Genomic DNA, 16305 nt, shown 5'->3' on the forward strand with positions numbered 1-16305 from the left:
ACAACAGCTATATTAGTTTAGCATTGCCATTTGATTTTGTCAACATCTTTTTTTAAGATTTTTTTCTCTTGGATTTCCTCTTCCGTGGAGCCCCTCAAGCAGCAACTCTAATAATTTATCATCTATTTTATCTTCTGTCAAGTGGAAATTAAAAAAATCCGCTAAAAATTTAGCGGATTTACAATCAGTTATTTGGCTTCAATTAAACCAAGTTCACCATCTTCACGACGATAAAGAATGTTTGTTACCCCATCTTCAGCATCTGTGTAGATAAAGAAATCATGTCCCAAAAGGTCCATTTGAAGAAGCGCTTCGTCAAGGTCCATCGGTTTCAAGCTAACATGTTTCGTACGGACGACATTTACAACTGGACCTTCTTCAACGGGTTCAGCTTCAAATTCGCTTGTGAAAATTTGGCTAGCTGGAACTTTTTCACGATGTTTTTTAGCAATTTTTGTCTTATTTTTACGAATTTGACGTTCGATTTTATCAGTTACCAAATCAATTGATCCATACATATCTTGTGAAACGTCTTCAGCTCTAAGAGTGATTGAATCAACCAAAATTGTTACTTCAACTTTTGCAGTTTTTTCACGGTAAACTTTTAGATTAACACGAGCATCTAATTCTTGTTCAGCATTGAAGTATTTTTCAATTTTTCCGAGTTTAGATTCGACATAGTTACGGATTGCATCTGTTACTTCGATGTTTTCTCCACGAACACTATATTTAATCATAAAAACACCTCTTTCTCGCTATAAAGCGCTTTCTTTACTCTTTTATTATACTGCTTTCATGAAAATTTGCAAGCATTTACCGTGCAATTGTTAAACTTTTTACAATCTTTGTTCCTCTTTCATAAAATAATTGGTAAATTCCTCTTAAAGTTGCTCCTGTCGTGTAGATATCATCTATTATCAACACTTTATCTGGAATATAATTATCTGATTTCAGACTAAAGGGACAATCACTTTCTAGTCTTTCTTTTCTGTTCTTATCAGACTGCTTTCTTATCTCTTTCTTGCTTAAAATATCTTGATAAGAAATATGCGCGGAATCAAGTAACGCTGTAACCTGATTAAATTGCCTTGCGGCCATTCGCTCCGTGCTTAAGGGGACAGGAACAACCGTATAATCTTTATATTCTTTTAAAACTTGTTTTAATTCTTTAACAAAGACTTGACTTAATAGCATGTCTCCTTGAAATTTATACTTAGAGAAATACTCTTTCATTGCCTCGTTATAGGTATAAATTGCTCGATGTTGAACATTATGATCTTCTTTAGCCCATTTTTTGCAGTCTGTGCATTGTTCACTACTTCCATTTCGATAACATGTTGGGCAATGCTCATCGCCGATTTTCTCAAAAGCATTCTGGCACTCTGGACAAATTAACTTGGCAGTTTTTCTCATAGAAATTATTCCTAAAAATGTTTCTCTTTCGGAGAATTCTTGCCCGCAAAGTAAACATTTCATCCAAATCCTCCTTTTTTATTCATTTCTTTGATTTCTGCAATGGCCTTTTTCATAGCTTTTGTTGTGCCATCGTGTAAAAATAATAGTTCTCCTGTTGGCCTTTCAATTGCCCGTCCAACACGACCTGCAATCTGGACTAAGGCACTTTTACTGTATAATCTATGATTAGCAAGCAAAACAAAGACATCTACACACGGAAATGTTACACCTCGTTCTAAAATAGTTGTTGTCACAAGAATAGTGAGCTCTTTTTTTCTAAATTGTTCAACCAGTTCTAGACGATTTTCGGTCTGACTTGAAACAAATCCAATAGCTTCGGCAGGAAAAATTTCCTGCAAAATAATTGAAAATTGTTTGCCCTGTTCGATATTTGGAAAAAAGATAAGAAGAGGAAAATGGCTCTGCCGCTGTTTTTTTAGAAGAGATATTAACTTATTAGGAATTTTTCCTTTTTCCATTGACGACAGCAAACCACCCAACCAAACCATTTTAGGAATAACCAATGGATTAGCGTGAAAACGTCTAGCTAAGTGTAATTTTGTCAGTTCTCCTTTTTTTACTTTTTTATCCAATTCATCCGTAGAGGTCGCTGTAAGAAAAACTTTGACCCCATCATCTTTGATGGATTGATTAACAGCGTGATAAAGCATTTTATTATCAACAAAAGGAAAGGCATCAACTTCATCGATAATCAATAAGTCAAATGCTCGGTAAAATTTCAACAACTGGTGAGTCGTCGCAATAATCAGTGGTGAACGTTTGTAAGCTTCTGAATCTCCATGTAACAAGGTTATCGGGCAAGAAAAATCTCGTGACAACCTATTATAAAGCTCTAAACAAACATCAATTCGGGGACTTGCCAGACAAACACAACCACCTTGGTCAATCACGCTTGCAACACTTTGATAAATCATCTCTGTTTTTCCAGCACCTGTTACTGCATGAACTAATAAATCACTTTTTTGAGCAATGCCTGCCAAGATTCCTTGAGAAACTTCTTTTTGATAAGGCGTTAATTCTCCCTGCCAGATGAGAGACTTAGTCTCTGGAAAGCCAATTTGAGGAAAATAATATAGGTTACTATCACTGGTATTTCGACCAAAAGTCAAGCATTCTCTACAATAGATACGACCAGTTTGTAACAGATGATTTGGCGACACTCTGCTCCCACAACGGTTGCAAATTATTTTGCCATTTTGTTTTATCATAGATGGCATTACCTTTGCTTTTTCCTTCAATTCATCAGTCAGTTGTGCTTCGGTAAAAATTCTTCCATAATAATCATTCATCTCTGTCATACCTATTTATTCGAAAATTTTGCTAAATCCTTAAAAATCTTGTAAAATTTTGGTATGAACTATAAAACAATCAAAACTGATGGTATTTGCGAAGAAGAAATAAAAAAATCTCGCTTTATTTGCCAATTAAAACGTGTTGAAACTGAAGAAGAGGGACGAGAATTTATTGCTCAAATTAAAAAAGAACACTACAAAGCAACTCATTCTTGTTCAGCGATGATTATTGGAGAAAATGCTGAAATCAAGCGTTCTAGTGATGATGGTGAACCAAGCGGGACAGCTGGCGTTCCCATGCTAACTGTTTTAGAAAAACAAGGCTTAACAAACGTTGTTGCTGTTGTCACACGTTATTTCGGTGGTATTAAACTTGGCGCTGGTGGCTTAATTCGTGCTTATGCTGGGAGCGTCGCCAATGCTCTAAAAGAAATTGGAATTGTTGAAGTTAAAGAACAAGATGGGCTTAAGCTAACACTTTCATACCCTCAATATCAGACCTTCTCTAACTTTTTGCAGGCTGAAAATCTTCAAGAATTCGAAACTGAATTTTTAGAAAATGTTACGACACACATCTACCTTGATCCAGAAAATGTTCAAGCAGTCAGTGATCGCCTTGTTGAATTTTATCAAGGAAAAGTTTCTTTTGAAAAATCTGGTTCAAAAATCGTTGAAATTGAGCTGTGATAAGATTTCTCTATCACCATGATAAGAATTATATATTTTACAAACAGTCAATTTGAGCATATACTTGACCTATAAATTTTAATTCAAGGAGAATCATTTATGGCAAAGATTTATAACTCAATTACTGAACTAATTGGAAATACTCCTATTATCAAGCTTAATAACATTGTTCCTGAAGATGCTGCTGATGTTTATGTTAAAATTGAATCATTTAACCCAGGTTCATCTGTTAAAGACCGTATTGCTCTTCGTATGATCGAAGATGCTGAAAAAGCTGGTACTATCAAACCTGGTGATACAATCGTCGAACCTACATCTGGTAATACTGGTATCGGACTTGCATGGGTTGGTGCAGCTAAAGGATACAAAGTCATTATTGTAATGCCTGAAACAATGAGCCTTGAACGTCGTAAAATTATTCAAGCTTATGGTGCTGAACTTGTTTTGACACCAGGAAGTGAAGGAATGAAAGGTGCTATTGCCAAAGCTAAAGAAGTTGCTGCAGAAAAAAATGGTTGGGTACCACTTCAATTTGCTAACCCTTCTAATCCAGCCGTCCACGAAGCAACAACAGGTGCTGAAATTATCGAAGCCTTTGGACCAAAAGGACTTGATGCTTTCGTAGCTGGTGTTGGTACAGGGGGAACAGTTTCTGGTGTTTCTCACGCACTTAAAAAAGCCAACCCTGATATTAAAGTTTATGCTGTTGAAGCCGATGAGTCCGCTGTACTTTCTGGTGAAAAACCAGGACCACATAAAATTCAAGGTATCTCAGCTGGGTTCATTCCAGATACTCTTGATACTAAATCTTATGATGCAGTCATTCGCGTAGCATCAGACGATGCCATTCTTACAAGCCGTAATCTTGGTGGAAAAGAAGGTTTCCTTGCTGGTATTTCATCTGGTGCAGCTATTTTCGCAGCTATTGAAAAAGCTAAAGAACTTGGTAAAGGTAAAAAAGTCTTGGCACTTCTTCCAGATAATGGTGAACGTTACCTTTCAACGTCTCTTTACGATTTTGGTGAATAAAGAATATTATATATGAAAAGGCTGGGGCAATGCCCTAACCTTTTTTACATACATTATAAAAAGAGAGCACCCAACGGTGCCTCTTTTTCAATCTTTTGTTAATAGTTCTAGGCTTTCTTTAGTCCATTTTGGCAGATTATCTGCTAAAGGTTGAAAGCCGATGTTTAAGTGACTATTTGAAAATCGGTGGCGACGATGAAGATGATGTTTTTCTTCTTCCAGCGTACGTAATGATAAGCTTGCCTTTTGAGTAAATTCATCAAAATCAACTACTTGAACCAAGACTTTCTCACCAACTTTTAACAGTTGGTAAATATTTTCAATATAGCCTGTTTTAATTTCTGAGATATGAATAAGGCCTGTAGTCCCATTATCCAATGCGACAAAGGCACCATAAGGTTTTATACCTGTTATTGTTCCAGTGATTTTGTCGCCAATTCTCATTAATCTACTACCTCAATTGTTTCAATAACTACATCTTCAACTGGTCGGTCCTGTGCGCCAGTTTCAACGTTTGCAATTTCATCAAGAACTTTGTATGATTCTTCGTCCATGATTTGTCCAAAAACTGTGTGACGACGGTCAAGGTGAGGTGTTCCACCTTTAGCAGCATAAAGTTCTGCGATTGGTTTTGGCCAGCCACCACGTTCTAGTTCTTTTTGAGCGTATGGAATTTTGCTATTTTGAACGATGAAAAATTGGCTTCCGTTTGTATTTGGTCCAGCATTCGCCATTGAAAGAGCTCCACGAACATTGTAAAGTTCTTCTGAGAATTCATCTTCAAAGCTATCGCCATAGATAGATTGTCCACCCATACCAGTACCAGTTGGGTCACCACCTTGAATCATGAATTCTGGAATAATACGGTGGAAAATGATACCGTCATAGTAACCATCTTTTGACAAAGCAACAAAGTTCGCTACTGTTTTTGGTGCATGATCAGGGAAAAGTTTGATGTTCATGTCACCATGATTTGTTTTTATTGTCGCAACTGGACCTTCAATTGTTGATAAATCAACTTGTGGGAAATTTAATTGTTTTTCTACCAAACCGAGTTCCTCCAAAACATATAAAATGCCATCTTCTTCTACTGTTTTTGTTACAAAATCTGCTTTTTCTTTGAGTTCAGGCACGGCATTGCCCATAGCAATTTTCAAACCAACATAATCAAAGATTTCCATATCATTTGGTCCATCGCCAAACATCAACGCATTGATTGGTTTTAAGTTTTGACTTTCTAAAACATGAGCAACACCTGAGGCTTTAGACACACCAACTTTAACAACATCAGATGAATGTTCGTGCCAAGGAACCAAGCGAATTTCACTAGCTAATTCTTCAGGCAATTGCAAGTCAGCATTATTTTCAGCAAATGTCCACATTTGATAAACATCGTTTGTCAAATAAAAATCTGGTTCAACATCACAAATGCCATAAATCGGACTCATAGCATCATCAATCAAGTCACAACGTTTTGACACGACTGGTTTATCCTTACCAGTAAAGCCGTACTCAATACCTTCTGACTTAGCCCAGTTGACGTATTTTTCAACTAAATCACGTGGAAGAGGATCACTAACAATCTCTGCTTCTTTTTTGTCAACAACATATGTTCCATTGATTGTGACAAAATAATCAGGGTTTAAATCACGGATTTCAGGAACAACACCATAAAGAGCGCGTCCTGTCGCAATTCCTGTCATAATGCCTTTTTCTTTCAAACTTTTAAAAACATACTTGATTGATTCTGGCATATAACCTGTGACTTTGACACGTAAGGTATCATCAATGTCAAAGAAAACAATTTTTGTCTTCTTAGCCTTGTATTTTGTTTTTACATCCATCTGTATCATTATGGGAAAGGAAATGGTCATTAAATCTCATTTTCCATAAAAAGTCCAAAGACTTTTTATCCCATTTTCCTTTCTAACTTTAAAATCAAAGAAAAGCTATGTTCTTATTATATCATTAATCCTCATCTTGCGGTACTAAATGATGCTTAAAGGCATAGACAACTGCTTGCGTACGGTCATCTACTTCTAACTTAGCTAAAATGTTTGAAACGTGTGTTTTGACCGTTTTCAATGAAATAAACAATTCATCAGCAATGGTTTGATTATCATAACCTTTAGCTAAAAGTCTCAAAATATCACGCTCGCGTGCGGTCAAATCTTCATGCAATTCAGGTTGCTTGTCATGAGCTTTGATTTTTTTATCAACTTCTGTTTCGATAGCTAGCTCTCCTCGCGCAACTTTTTGAATCGCATTTAAAATTTCTGCTGCACTAGATGTTTTTAACATGTAACCTTTGGCGCCCGCTTCGATTACAGGATAGATTTTTTCGTTATCAAGATATGATGTCAAAACAAGGATTTTAGCCTCTTTCCACTCCTTTAGAAGTTTCAAAGTGGCCTCAACACCACTCATTTCAGGCATCACTAAATCCATAACTACTACATCTGGTTTTAAGTCTAAAGCAAGTTTAATCCCTTCAACACCATTTCCTGCTTCACCAACAACTTCAATATCTGGTTGCAAGTTAAAAAAACTTTTCAATCCCAGACGTACCATTTCGTGATCATCAACTAGGATAACTCTAATTTTCTGGGTCATCTTCTTTCTCCTCGTTTTCTCCCTTAACCAAAGGCAAGCGGATATCCATCGATACTCCTTTTCCCTTTTGGCTCAATAATGTCATCGTTCCAGCCATGTCATCAACACGTTCTTCAATATTATTAAGACCATAACTTAAATCATGTCTTTCATCCATATCAAAACCAACACCATTATCGATCATTTTTAATTGTAGCTCAGTTTTGGTTTGATTAAGGTAAACTTCTAAACGTGTTGCTTTAGCATGTTTGAGTGTGTTACTAATAAACTCTTGAGCAATACGAAAAACATTATCCTCAATCTTTTTAGGTAGTTTTCCAATATTTTTCTTATAAACAACTTCTATACTACTCTTATCTGTTAATTCTTTCAAGAGGATATCAAAACCTTCTGAAAGGGTTTTATTTTCTAATTCAGTAGGTCGTAAATGTAAGAGCAAAATACGCAGGTCTTTTTGAGCATTTTGTAGCATACTTTCAACGGCAGTCAACTGGAATTCAAGCTGCTCTCTTTCAATCTGATCAAGGTTAGCAGATACCCCAGAAAGAATCATCGAAGAAGCAAACAGTTCTTGACTAACTGTGTCATGAAGGTCACGAGCAATACGTTTACGTTCTTGCTCCACAATTTCTTGTCCATTTTGAATACGACTGTTTTCCGTATTTTGTAGGCTATTTGTCAAATGCGTCATCTTTTTAGATAAGCGTGATAAATTAGCATTAATCTCAGTGTCTTCGTCTAAAAATACCTCTTGGTTGTTCAAAATACATCGTAGATTTTGGTTAATACTGCGTTTGCTATTATCATCTAAAATAACCCAAAGTAGCAGTAGCAAAATCGTAACAGCTAGAATTAAGAAGACAATTGAGAAAACAAAACGCTCTCCCATCCAAAAATCTGAAATAAGATTTTCTAAATGTAATTCTAGACTATCTAAAACAACGACAACAATAGAAATAATGATAATACTTGCATAGAGAATCAAAAGTAAAAAATGATGCTTTTTCATTTACGTACCACCTCGACATCTCCAGCTAATGTATTAACAATGATTTTAACTACTTTCAAATAGTCATCATCTTGCTCATGCCATAATTTTAAAGATTCATTTCGCAAATCATATTCAGCAAAATCAAAATAACGAACACTGCCATAAATAGCACTAACATCTAATTTAACACCAACATCAATAGGAACTAAAATTTTAGTTGGCCCAAACACTTTACGAATGATAACAACATTATCCTTACCTGTCACAATAACGTTACTTAAATCAATTGTGTCACTTCCTGTTAATCGAATAATATTAATATCATCAAAAGCATAAAAATCACTATCATGCATATCAGCGCCAATCCATTGATTACGAATTGGTTTAGCTTTTAACTCTTCCTCACGAAATCGTACAAGTGCAAAACGATTTTTCTTTTTAACTTGTGAGAAATGGTTAATAACCACATAAACAACCCCAAGTACCACTGCCATAATGATGTAGGGGTTTAACATTAGGATTAAAAATAAAAGAACTAAGCCTACTGTTAGCAAAAAATTATTGCGTTTGTCCTGATTATAAAAACGCAATGCTAAAAGAATTAACACTAAAATCAAGATAAAACTCGATAAATTATTTGCCATGATTGTCATCAAGCCCATGACCAATAGAATCGTTTCTACAATGACAAAAAATTGAACTTTCCTCATATCATACCCTTTCTTTTTCTGTATTTTACCAAAAAGAAGGGAAAAATGCTCGGTTTTGCCTAAAAAAGAACACCCTTTCGGGTGTTCTTTTAAAATATTATTGTTCAACTGATGCATCAGTTTGTGAGCTTTCTTCAGTACTGCTACTGCTGCTACTTGATGAACTTGACTCAGTCGTTTCACTTGACTCAGTTGACTCAGGAACAGATTGCGATGGTGCTACTTCAGAAGATTGAACGTCACTTCCAGATGAGAAGTAAAGTTTCACATTTCCTTCAATAGCTGCGCCAAAGTAAGGATCTTGTGCCACAACAACTGCAGAGGCAGATGGTGTTTTGACTTGAGAGTATCCAGTTGATGAAGTAGCATCTGCTTGGAATACTGTAATATGTGAGCTTGATAAGCCAAGTGCAGTCAATTCAGCAATAGCATCTTGGTAAGTATAACCAATAAGGTTTGGCATAACGATTGCTGCAACCTTGAAAGTAATCTTATCTTCACTAGCTACTTTTGTACCTTTTTCAGGTGTTTGACTAATGATAGTACCACCGTCATAGTTAGTACCTGTTATCCATTCGACATCAATCTTATCACTTGAAATACCGTGCTTATCTTTAAGTTCTTTGATAACTTCTTGATAGTTTTGACCAGTATAATCTTTCATCTTAAAGCCTGATGTTCCTTTTGACACATAAATGTCAACTTTGGCACCTTCTTTTTTAGATGAACCTGCTGTTGGATCTGTTTTAATAACTTGACCACTTGGCACTGTATCGCTAGCAATTTTATGAATATCACCAACTTTAAGCCCCGCTGATGTAAGAGTTGTCTTAGCATCTTGTAAACTTGTTCCAGCTACATCTGGAACATTAACAGAGGCTGGGGTGCTTAACGTCAAGTAAGTGAAAATAGCGATGGCAACAATTACTACAGCAAAGAAAATTTTCATCATCGTACCAAACATACGGTGTGATTTTTTCTTCTTAGGTTTTGCTTTTGCAATTTTATTTTCTGTAGTTTCTCGATTAGCCTTAGCAGCTTTTTGTTTTTTCAACAATTGTTCTGTAGTTGAGGGAACAGGTGTTGATGTGGTTACTTTTGGTAACGTCTTAGTGTTTTCAGTGTCCTCAAAAACTAGTTTACGTTCACGACTACGATTATATGAAAGAGCAGTCATCAAATCACGGCTCATTTCAAAAGTAGATGCATAACGATCACTTAAACGTTTAGCAGTTGCCTTAATAACAACATTTTCCAAAGCTTGAGGAACGTTTTTATTTTCATCAATGATTGATGGAAGTGGTTTTTGGAAATGTTGAAGGGCAATGGTAACAGCAGAATCTCCATCATATGGAATGTGACCTGTTAACATTTCAAACAACATAATCCCCATAGCATAAATATCACTTTGAACAGTGGCTTTTGAACCACGCGCTTGTTCAGGTGAAAGATAATGCACACTACCAAGCATTGAGTTTGTCTGTGTCAAGCTTGTTTCTGCAAAAGCTACAGCGATACCAAAGTCGGTTACTTTAACTGTTCCATCTTTGGTTAACAAAATGTTTTGTGGTTTTAAATCACGGTGAACAATTCCTTGTTGATGAGCCAAAGTCATCGCAGACAAGACTTCTTCCATGATTCTAACAACTTCATTATTAGAAAGAGGGGCATGGTCTTGAATGTATTTTTTCAAGTCCGAGCCATCAACATATTCCATTACTAAGAATTGCTGTCCGTCTTCTTCTCCAATATCACGAATCGAAACGATATTTGGATGGTTCAGCTCTGCCATGGCACGCGCTTCACGTTGGAAACGAGCAACGGCAATTTGATCTGTTTGATAATTCGTCCGAAGAACTTTGATAGCCACTTCTTCATTATCAAGAATTAGATCTTTGGCAAGATAAACATCTGCCATTCCACCCCGTCCGATAGATTTGAGGATCCGATAACGACCAGCAAATAATTTGCCAATCTGAATCATTAAGCTTCCTCGCTTTCGGCATGGATAAGAGCAATGGTGATATTATCAAGACCTCCACGTTCGTTAGCAAGAGTCACTAACTCATTATTTTTATCATCAAGATTTTTATCTTGACTTAAAATGCTAACAATTTCGTCATTGGTAATCATATTTGTTAAACCATCACTGTTAATAATAAGATAATCGTCTTCTTCAAGAACTTGAACCCCTAAATCAGGTTCAACTGGATTAGCTTGTCCAATAGATTGTGTAATGATATTTTTTTGTGGGTGATTTGCAGCTTCTTCTTCTGTCAATTGACCAGCTTTCACCAATTCGTTAACGAGAGAGTGGTCGCTAGTTAGCAATTTATATTCACCATTATGGAGCAATCCAATGCGTGAATCACCAACGTGAGCAAAGATAACATTGTTATCAACAATCGCTAAAGCCTCAACGGTTGTTCCCATACCTTTGTACTCATCAGTTTGACCCAGTTCATAAATTCTTTGATTTTCTGCTTCTAGCGCAGTAATCAGCCAATCACGAATTTGGCTTAATTCAGTAAAATCGGTACTAATCCATTCACGTCCAAGATCAGTGACGGTCATTTCACTAGCAATATTACCAGCACGATGACCTCCCATACCATCTGCTAGGATGACTAAAGTGATACCTTTCTCGTTATCAAATTTATTAATAAAATCCTGATTATTTGAACGTCTTTGTCCGATATCAGTTACAAGTGAAATTTTCATAGTTTTCCTTCTGACTGTGTCAGTTTCCTCCTTGAGATTACAAGATACGTTTAACTTGTCCAATAAAGAACCCGTCTGTCTGATATTGTTCAGGTGTAATAGCAATACAGCCATCTTTGACAATATCTTCTTGCGTATGACTCAGTTTTACCTGCTCAAAATTTGGATGAGTTTCTAAAAATTTGTTAATAACTTGGAAGTTTTCCTCATCAAAAATCGTACAAGTGCTATAAGTTATTATACCACCTTTACGCAATGTTTGACAAACGCTATCAAGAATTTGCAATTGAATTTCCTGTAAAGCATTGAAATCTTGGTTTTCTTTATTGTATTTAATGTCAGGCTTGCGGCGAATCAAGCCGATTCCTGAACAAGGTGCATCAACTAAAATCTTATCAAATGAATCAGCTGCAAAATGTTCATGGACACTTGTGGCATCCATTTTTTGTGTCGTGATTTTATCATCTACATGCAGACGCTTAGCATTATCCATGACAAGCGCTAGCTTATGATCATACAAATCTAGTGCCGTAATGTGCCCATCTGTCAGATAAGAAGCCATGTGAGTGGTCTTTCCACCAGGTGCTGCGCAGGCGTCTAAGATTTGCTCATTTCCCTGAATATTAAGAGTTGGAGCCACTAATTGACTTGACTCATCTTGGATGGTGATATCACCTTGTGAAAAATAGTCTGTCCCTGCAAAATGTCCCGAAGTTTTGACCAAACCAACTGGTGATAAAAGAGATTGTTCTGCGCCAGTTGCCGCTTTAATCTCAGCTAGTTTTTCAGGATGTGTTACTCGGATACTTGCTTTATTTCGGACAAATAAACTTTGCATGATAGCTATTGCACGTTCTTCACCAAATTGATCAATTAATTTTTTAACCAACCAAACTGGTAAAGAATAGAGAACTGAATAACGCTTATTTTTACGCTTAATCTCTTCAGGATTTGGGAGCTTTTCTTTGGCCAAGCGTCGTAAAACAGCATTAACAAATTTTTCAGCACCCTTTTTGTTACCGCGATTTTTAGCAATATTAACCGCATCATTAACCACAGCATGAGCAGGCATTTTATCAAGGTATAACAATTGATAAAGGCTCAACATCAAGAGGTAATAAACCCAAGGATCTAGCTTATCGCGGTCTTCGATATAGTGAGCAAGATACCATTCTAAAGTAATCTTTCGTGCCACCGTACCATATACAATTTCAGTCACTAAAGACTTATCTTTTTGCGATAGTTTCGTGTGTTTTAGTTCTTGATTAAGAGCGATATTAGAATAAGCTCCTTCTTCAAAGACATTTTCAAGAACAAGTAGCGCTAAGCCACGAGCTTGATTTTTCCAATCATTCGCCAATAAGGTCACCTACTTCAAGCTTACGTCCAACACCATTAAGAAAATCAACAATACTCATGCGTGGTTTTCCAGCGGGTTGCACTGTTTTAAGAGAAATAGCGCCATCTCCAGTTGCCACAACCAATGATTTCTTACCTTTTTCAATGATTTGACCTGGTTTTCCTTGTCCTTCTACCAAACTTGCTTCATAAATTTTGAAACGTTTGCCATCAAGAAGAGTATGTGCAACTGGCCATGGGTACAATCCGCGGATATGGTTGAAGACATCACGCGCTGATTTATTCCAATCAATACGTTCTTCTTCTGGTGTGATATTTGGTGAGAAAGTCGCTTGGCTTTCATCTTGTGGTTCTGGTTTGATGTTGCCAGCGATGTAATCCGGCAATGTTTTCAAAAGCAAATCACGTCCAATGACAGCTAATTTTTCAAACATTGTTCCAACATTATCATCATCAGTAATTGGTGTAGAGGCTTTAGCAATCATATCACCAGCATCCATTTTCTTAACCATTTCCATGATTGTCACACCAGCTTCTTTATCACCATTGATGATAGCATAGTGAATTGGTGCACCACCACGATATTTAGGAAGAAGTGATGCATGCACATTAACAGCAAAATCAACAGAATCAAGCAATTTTGTTGGCAAAAATTGACCGAATGCAGCTGTTACAATACCATCAGCTCCCAAAGTCATAAGATCAGCCATCTCGTCTGAACCAGACATCTTCTCAGGTTGGTAAACAGGGAGATTATGTTCCAAAGCAACTTCCTTAACAGGAGTCATTTTGATTTCTTTTTTACGACCAACCGCGCGGTCTGGCTGTGTTACAACTGCCAAAACGTCATAGTTGGCATCATCTAGCAAACCTTTTAGAACAGTCGCTGAAAAATCAGGTGTTCCCATAAAAATTAATTTTGTCATCTTAGTTCCTCTCAAAGGATTTTATTACTTAAATTTTTCTTTATTATAGCATAGCAGAGCACTACATAAAATTTTGTGGCTCATAATCTATTACTAAACGTAAATCTTTATTTTCTGGTAATTGAGTCATATCTAAAATCTGATTTAAGACACTTTCCAAATGGTCTTCAAAACGATATTTGACAATGATTTGATAGTGGTAAAGATTATGCGTTCTAGCAATTGGTTTAGGAGTTGGTCCAAGGATTTTAATTTTATCAGACAAATACTGGCGCAAGATTTGTAACAACTCAAAAGACTTACGCACTACAGTCTGCTCATCCTTATGTGATAAAGTTAAGCCAACAGTAAAATAATATGGTGGGTAAGATAATTGTTTACGAATTCCCATCTCATAAGCATAGAAAGCTTCATAATCTTGCTTTTGGGCTAACTTGATAGCGTAATGCTGGGGATTGTATGTCTGAATAAGAACCTCTCCTTCTTTTTCAGCGCGTCCCGCACGCCCAGCAACCTGTGTTAATAATTGAAATGTCCGTTCAGATGATCTAAAATCTGGCAGATTTAGAGACGTATCCGCATTTAAGACACCAACCAAGGTAACATTTGGAAAATCAAGTCCCTTAGCAATCATCTGAGTCCCAAGTAGAATATCAGCCTCATGATTACCAAATTTATCAAGAATACGCTGATGAGCTCCCTTTTGTCGCGTAGTATCAACATCCATTCGCAAAATACGCGCTTGCGGGAAGACTTCTGCCAATTCATCGTAAGCCTTCTGTGTCCCTGTTCCATAATAACGAATGCTGCGACTATGACAATTTGGACAAGTGTGTGGAATAGCTTTTTCAAAGCCACAATAGTGACAATTCATAGTCTTAGTGTCCATATGAAGCGTCAAAGAAATATCACAATTTGGACATTCATCCACGTAACCACAATCACGACACATAACGAAACTTGAATAGCCTCGTCGGTTCAACATGAGCACAACTTGCTCATTTTTCTCCAAACGATCCGCAATTTTTTCCAGCAAGTAAGGTGTATAATTGCTGACCTCCTGCTGACCGACATAATCACGAAAATCAACAATATCAACTTTAGGAATCTTGGCTAATGGATTAGCGCGGTGAGTCAATTGTAAAAAATGATAAACATCTCGACTGGCGCGTGCACGACTTTCAATACTTGGAGTTGCAGACCCCATTAACAAAACAGCTTTATGATATTTGGCTCGAAGCAAAGCCACATCACGCGCATGATAACGTGGATTTGATTCTTGCTTGTAAGTTGCTTCGTGTTCTTCGTCAATAATGATAGCTCCGATATTTTCCATTGGAACAAAAATGGCAGAGCGTGCACCAACAACAACACGAGCTTGACCAGATTTAATTTTGCGCCACTCATCAAATTTCTCACCATCAGATAAAGCTGAATGCATAATAGCCACTTGCTTACCAAAACGTGAAATGAAGCGATTTGTCATCTGAGGTGTCAAAGAAATTTCAGGCACCAAAACAATTGCTGTTTTACCAAGTTTTAAGACCTTATCAATAATGTGTAAATACACTTCAGTCTTTCCTGAACCTGTCACACCTTCTAGTAAAAATGGTTTAGAGTCTTTGTCAATTTGGCTAGTCACCTCTTCAACAACTGCTGCTTGTTCTTCATTCAAATCAAGAAATTCTGTCATTGCAACATCAAAGTAAGCATCCGAACGTTTTTTCTCTTTTTCTAAAATGGCTAATAGATTATTCTCCACAAAGAATTTAACAACTTCTCGTGAGAAGAGCTGATGCAAATCAGAAAGTTTTCCCTCGTCAGGATGCTCAAGTAAATAATCTCGTAAAAGTAAACGTTTTTTAGCCCTTACTGAAATCTCTGTTTGAGCGAGCTGTTTGAGATTAACTTGATAGAATTTTTCCGTTTTGATACTTTTCTTATCTTTAGCAAGATAATCAACTGTGATTTTTCCAGCTTGAACTAGACGAGCTACTTTTTTAGCTTCCGCTTCAGAAAGCGTTGAATGAAGTCTGCTCTCTTTATCTCCGAACAAAACCAAACGTTCTTCGCTAGATAGTGTCTTTGTCGGCACCAAACGTTTATCGTATGTTGAATTGAGCAAATTAGGAATCATTGATTTCAAAATTGAAATCTTATAAGAAAAAACAGTATGACGCATTTGATCTGCTAAAGCAAGCTGTTCTTCATTCAAAACTGGTTCAAAATCCAATACCTCGCTAATAGCTTTTAAGTTGCTGGCATCACTTTCTAACGTTTCCGAAAATCCTACAACAAATCCTTGTAAAAGACGGTTACCACGACCAAAAGGAACATGAACACGCGACCCCAAGGTGACTTGATTTTGCATATCTTCTGGCACAAGATATGAGAAAGGCTTATCAGTCTGCATTAATGGGACATCAACAATGACCTGAGCAATTTTTGTCATAATTCTCCTTTCTAATCCTTAATGAACTCAAAAAATTTATCCTGATGAA

The 16305-nt window shown here is 36.6% G+C and carries 15 protein-coding genes; 2 read left to right on the forward strand and 13 right to left on the reverse strand.

All coding sequences use genetic code 11. The features are described 5' to 3' along the window. Positions 1-188 precede the first annotated feature (188 nt). The 3 genes from hpf to B4D49_RS06530 all read right to left on the reverse strand — a co-directional run bounded on the left by hpf (position 189) and on the right by B4D49_RS06530 (position 2774). Positions 189-737, reverse strand: a complete 549-nt coding sequence (gene hpf / locus B4D49_RS06520; RefSeq protein ID WP_074482701.1) for a ribosome hibernation-promoting factor, HPF/YfiA family — start codon at positions 735-737, stop codon at positions 189-191. 76 nt (positions 738-813) lie between these two features. Beyond that, the gene (locus tag B4D49_RS06525) at positions 814-1476 is read right to left on the reverse strand and encodes a ComF family protein (protein ID WP_199544859.1); all 663 of its coding nucleotides are present in this window, start codon (positions 1474-1476) and stop codon (positions 814-816) included. Further along, positions 1473-2774, reverse strand: a complete 1302-nt coding sequence (locus B4D49_RS06530) for a DEAD/DEAH box helicase (RefSeq protein WP_286783587.1) — start codon at positions 2772-2774, stop codon at positions 1473-1475. The genes B4D49_RS06525 and B4D49_RS06530 overlap by 4 nt, the downstream gene beginning before the upstream one ends. Before the next feature lie 54 nt (positions 2775-2828). On the opposite strand from B4D49_RS06530, the gene B4D49_RS06535 reads away from it, so the two are divergent. Next, a complete protein-coding gene (locus tag B4D49_RS06535; RefSeq protein ID WP_286783588.1) occupies positions 2829-3455 on the forward strand; it encodes a YigZ family protein in 627 nt (208 codons plus the stop codon). Positions 3456-3554: 99 nt separating this feature from the next. Continuing rightward, positions 3555-4484, forward strand: a complete 930-nt coding sequence (cysK, locus tag B4D49_RS06540) for a cysteine synthase A (RefSeq protein ID WP_286783589.1) — start codon at positions 3555-3557, stop codon at positions 4482-4484. A gap of 87 nt (positions 4485-4571) precedes the next feature. Here cysK and B4D49_RS06545 read toward each other — a convergent pair whose 3' ends face one another. From B4D49_RS06545 to B4D49_RS06590, 10 genes are all read right to left on the reverse strand, one after another. Beyond that, a complete protein-coding gene (locus B4D49_RS06545; RefSeq protein WP_020916316.1) occupies positions 4572-4928 on the reverse strand; it encodes a S1 RNA-binding domain-containing protein in 357 nt (118 codons plus the stop codon). Continuing rightward, a complete protein-coding gene (locus tag B4D49_RS06550; protein ID WP_286783590.1) occupies positions 4928-6328 on the reverse strand; it encodes a Cof-type HAD-IIB family hydrolase in 1401 nt (466 codons plus the stop codon). Before B4D49_RS06550 ends, B4D49_RS06545 begins: the two co-directional genes overlap by 1 nt. Positions 6329-6452: 124 nt before the next feature. Further along, the gene (locus tag B4D49_RS06555; RefSeq protein WP_199544855.1) at positions 6453-7097 is read right to left on the reverse strand and encodes a response regulator transcription factor; all 645 of its coding nucleotides are present in this window, start codon (positions 7095-7097) and stop codon (positions 6453-6455) included. Beyond that, complete coding sequence (locus B4D49_RS06560; RefSeq protein WP_286783591.1) at positions 7081-8106, reverse strand: sensor histidine kinase; 1026 nt, start codon at positions 8104-8106, stop codon at positions 7081-7083. Before B4D49_RS06560 ends, B4D49_RS06555 begins: the two co-directional genes overlap by 17 nt. Then, positions 8103-8798 carry a cell wall-active antibiotics response protein LiaF gene (liaF, locus tag B4D49_RS06565; RefSeq protein ID WP_199544851.1) on the reverse strand — a complete coding sequence of 232 codons (696 nt, stop codon included), beginning with the start codon at positions 8796-8798 and terminating at the stop codon, positions 8103-8105. The genes B4D49_RS06560 and liaF overlap by 4 nt, the downstream gene beginning before the upstream one ends. Before the next feature lie 97 nt (positions 8799-8895). Further along, the gene (pknB, locus tag B4D49_RS06570; protein WP_199544846.1) at positions 8896-10782 is read right to left on the reverse strand and encodes a Stk1 family PASTA domain-containing Ser/Thr kinase; all 1887 of its coding nucleotides are present in this window, start codon (positions 10780-10782) and stop codon (positions 8896-8898) included. Beyond that, positions 10782-11519, reverse strand: a complete 738-nt coding sequence (locus B4D49_RS06575) for a Stp1/IreP family PP2C-type Ser/Thr phosphatase (RefSeq protein ID WP_132869380.1) — start codon at positions 11517-11519, stop codon at positions 10782-10784. Before B4D49_RS06575 ends, pknB begins: the two co-directional genes overlap by 1 nt. 37 nt (positions 11520-11556) lie before the next feature. Next, positions 11557-12879, reverse strand: a complete 1323-nt coding sequence (gene rsmB / locus B4D49_RS06580; protein WP_199544844.1) for a 16S rRNA (cytosine(967)-C(5))-methyltransferase RsmB — start codon at positions 12877-12879, stop codon at positions 11557-11559. Continuing rightward, positions 12869-13804, reverse strand: coding sequence for a methionyl-tRNA formyltransferase (gene fmt, locus B4D49_RS06585; RefSeq protein ID WP_286783592.1), 936 nt, complete (start codon positions 13802-13804; stop codon positions 12869-12871). Before fmt ends, rsmB begins: the two co-directional genes overlap by 11 nt. Positions 13805-13865: 61 nt before the next feature. Next, a complete protein-coding gene (locus B4D49_RS06590) occupies positions 13866-16256 on the reverse strand; it encodes a primosomal protein N' (protein WP_286783593.1) in 2391 nt (796 codons plus the stop codon). Between the last annotated feature and the right edge of the window lie 49 nt (positions 16257-16305).

The organism is Streptococcus sp. UBA4344 (assembly GCF_002393675.1).
Taxonomy (GTDB): Bacteria; Bacillota; Bacilli; order Lactobacillales; family Streptococcaceae; genus Streptococcus; species Streptococcus vicugnae.

Bases quoted from the DNA above. Each gene is read 5' to 3' on its own strand.
- B4D49_RS06590 (WP_286783593.1), bottom strand. From the start codon at position 16,256: ATGACAAAAATTGCTCAGGTCATTGTTGATGTCCCATTAATGCAGACT.
- B4D49_RS06575 (WP_132869380.1), bottom strand. From the start codon at position 11,519: ATGAAAATTTCACTTGTAACTGATATCGGACAAAGACGTTCAAATAAT.
- B4D49_RS06525 (WP_199544859.1), bottom strand. From the start codon at position 1,476: ATGAAATGTTTACTTTGCGGGCAAGAATTCTCCGAAAGAGAAACATTT.
- hpf (WP_074482701.1), bottom strand. From the start codon at position 737: ATGATTAAATATAGTGTTCGTGGAGAAAACATCGAAGTAACAGATGCA.
- liaF (WP_199544851.1), bottom strand. From the start codon at position 8,798: ATGAGGAAAGTTCAATTTTTTGTCATTGTAGAAACGATTCTATTGGTC.
- fmt (WP_286783592.1), bottom strand. From the start codon at position 13,804: ATGACAAAATTAATTTTTATGGGAACACCTGATTTTTCAGCGACTGTT.
- pknB (WP_199544846.1), bottom strand. From the start codon at position 10,782: ATGATTCAGATTGGCAAATTATTTGCTGGTCGTTATCGGATCCTCAAA.
- B4D49_RS06555 (WP_199544855.1), bottom strand. From the start codon at position 7,097: ATGACCCAGAAAATTAGAGTTATCCTAGTTGATGATCACGAAATGGTA.
- cysK (WP_286783589.1), top strand. From the start codon at position 3,555: ATGGCAAAGATTTATAACTCAATTACTGAACTAATTGGAAATACTCCT.
- B4D49_RS06535 (WP_286783588.1), top strand. From the start codon at position 2,829: ATGAACTATAAAACAATCAAAACTGATGGTATTTGCGAAGAAGAAATA.
- B4D49_RS06530 (WP_286783587.1), bottom strand. From the start codon at position 2,774: ATGACAGAGATGAATGATTATTATGGAAGAATTTTTACCGAAGCACAA.
- B4D49_RS06545 (WP_020916316.1), bottom strand. From the start codon at position 4,928: ATGAGAATTGGCGACAAAATCACTGGAACAATAACAGGTATAAAACCT.
- B4D49_RS06560 (WP_286783591.1), bottom strand. From the start codon at position 8,106: ATGAAAAAGCATCATTTTTTACTTTTGATTCTCTATGCAAGTATTATC.
- B4D49_RS06550 (WP_286783590.1), bottom strand. From the start codon at position 6,328: ATGGATGTAAAAACAAAATACAAGGCTAAGAAGACAAAAATTGTTTTC.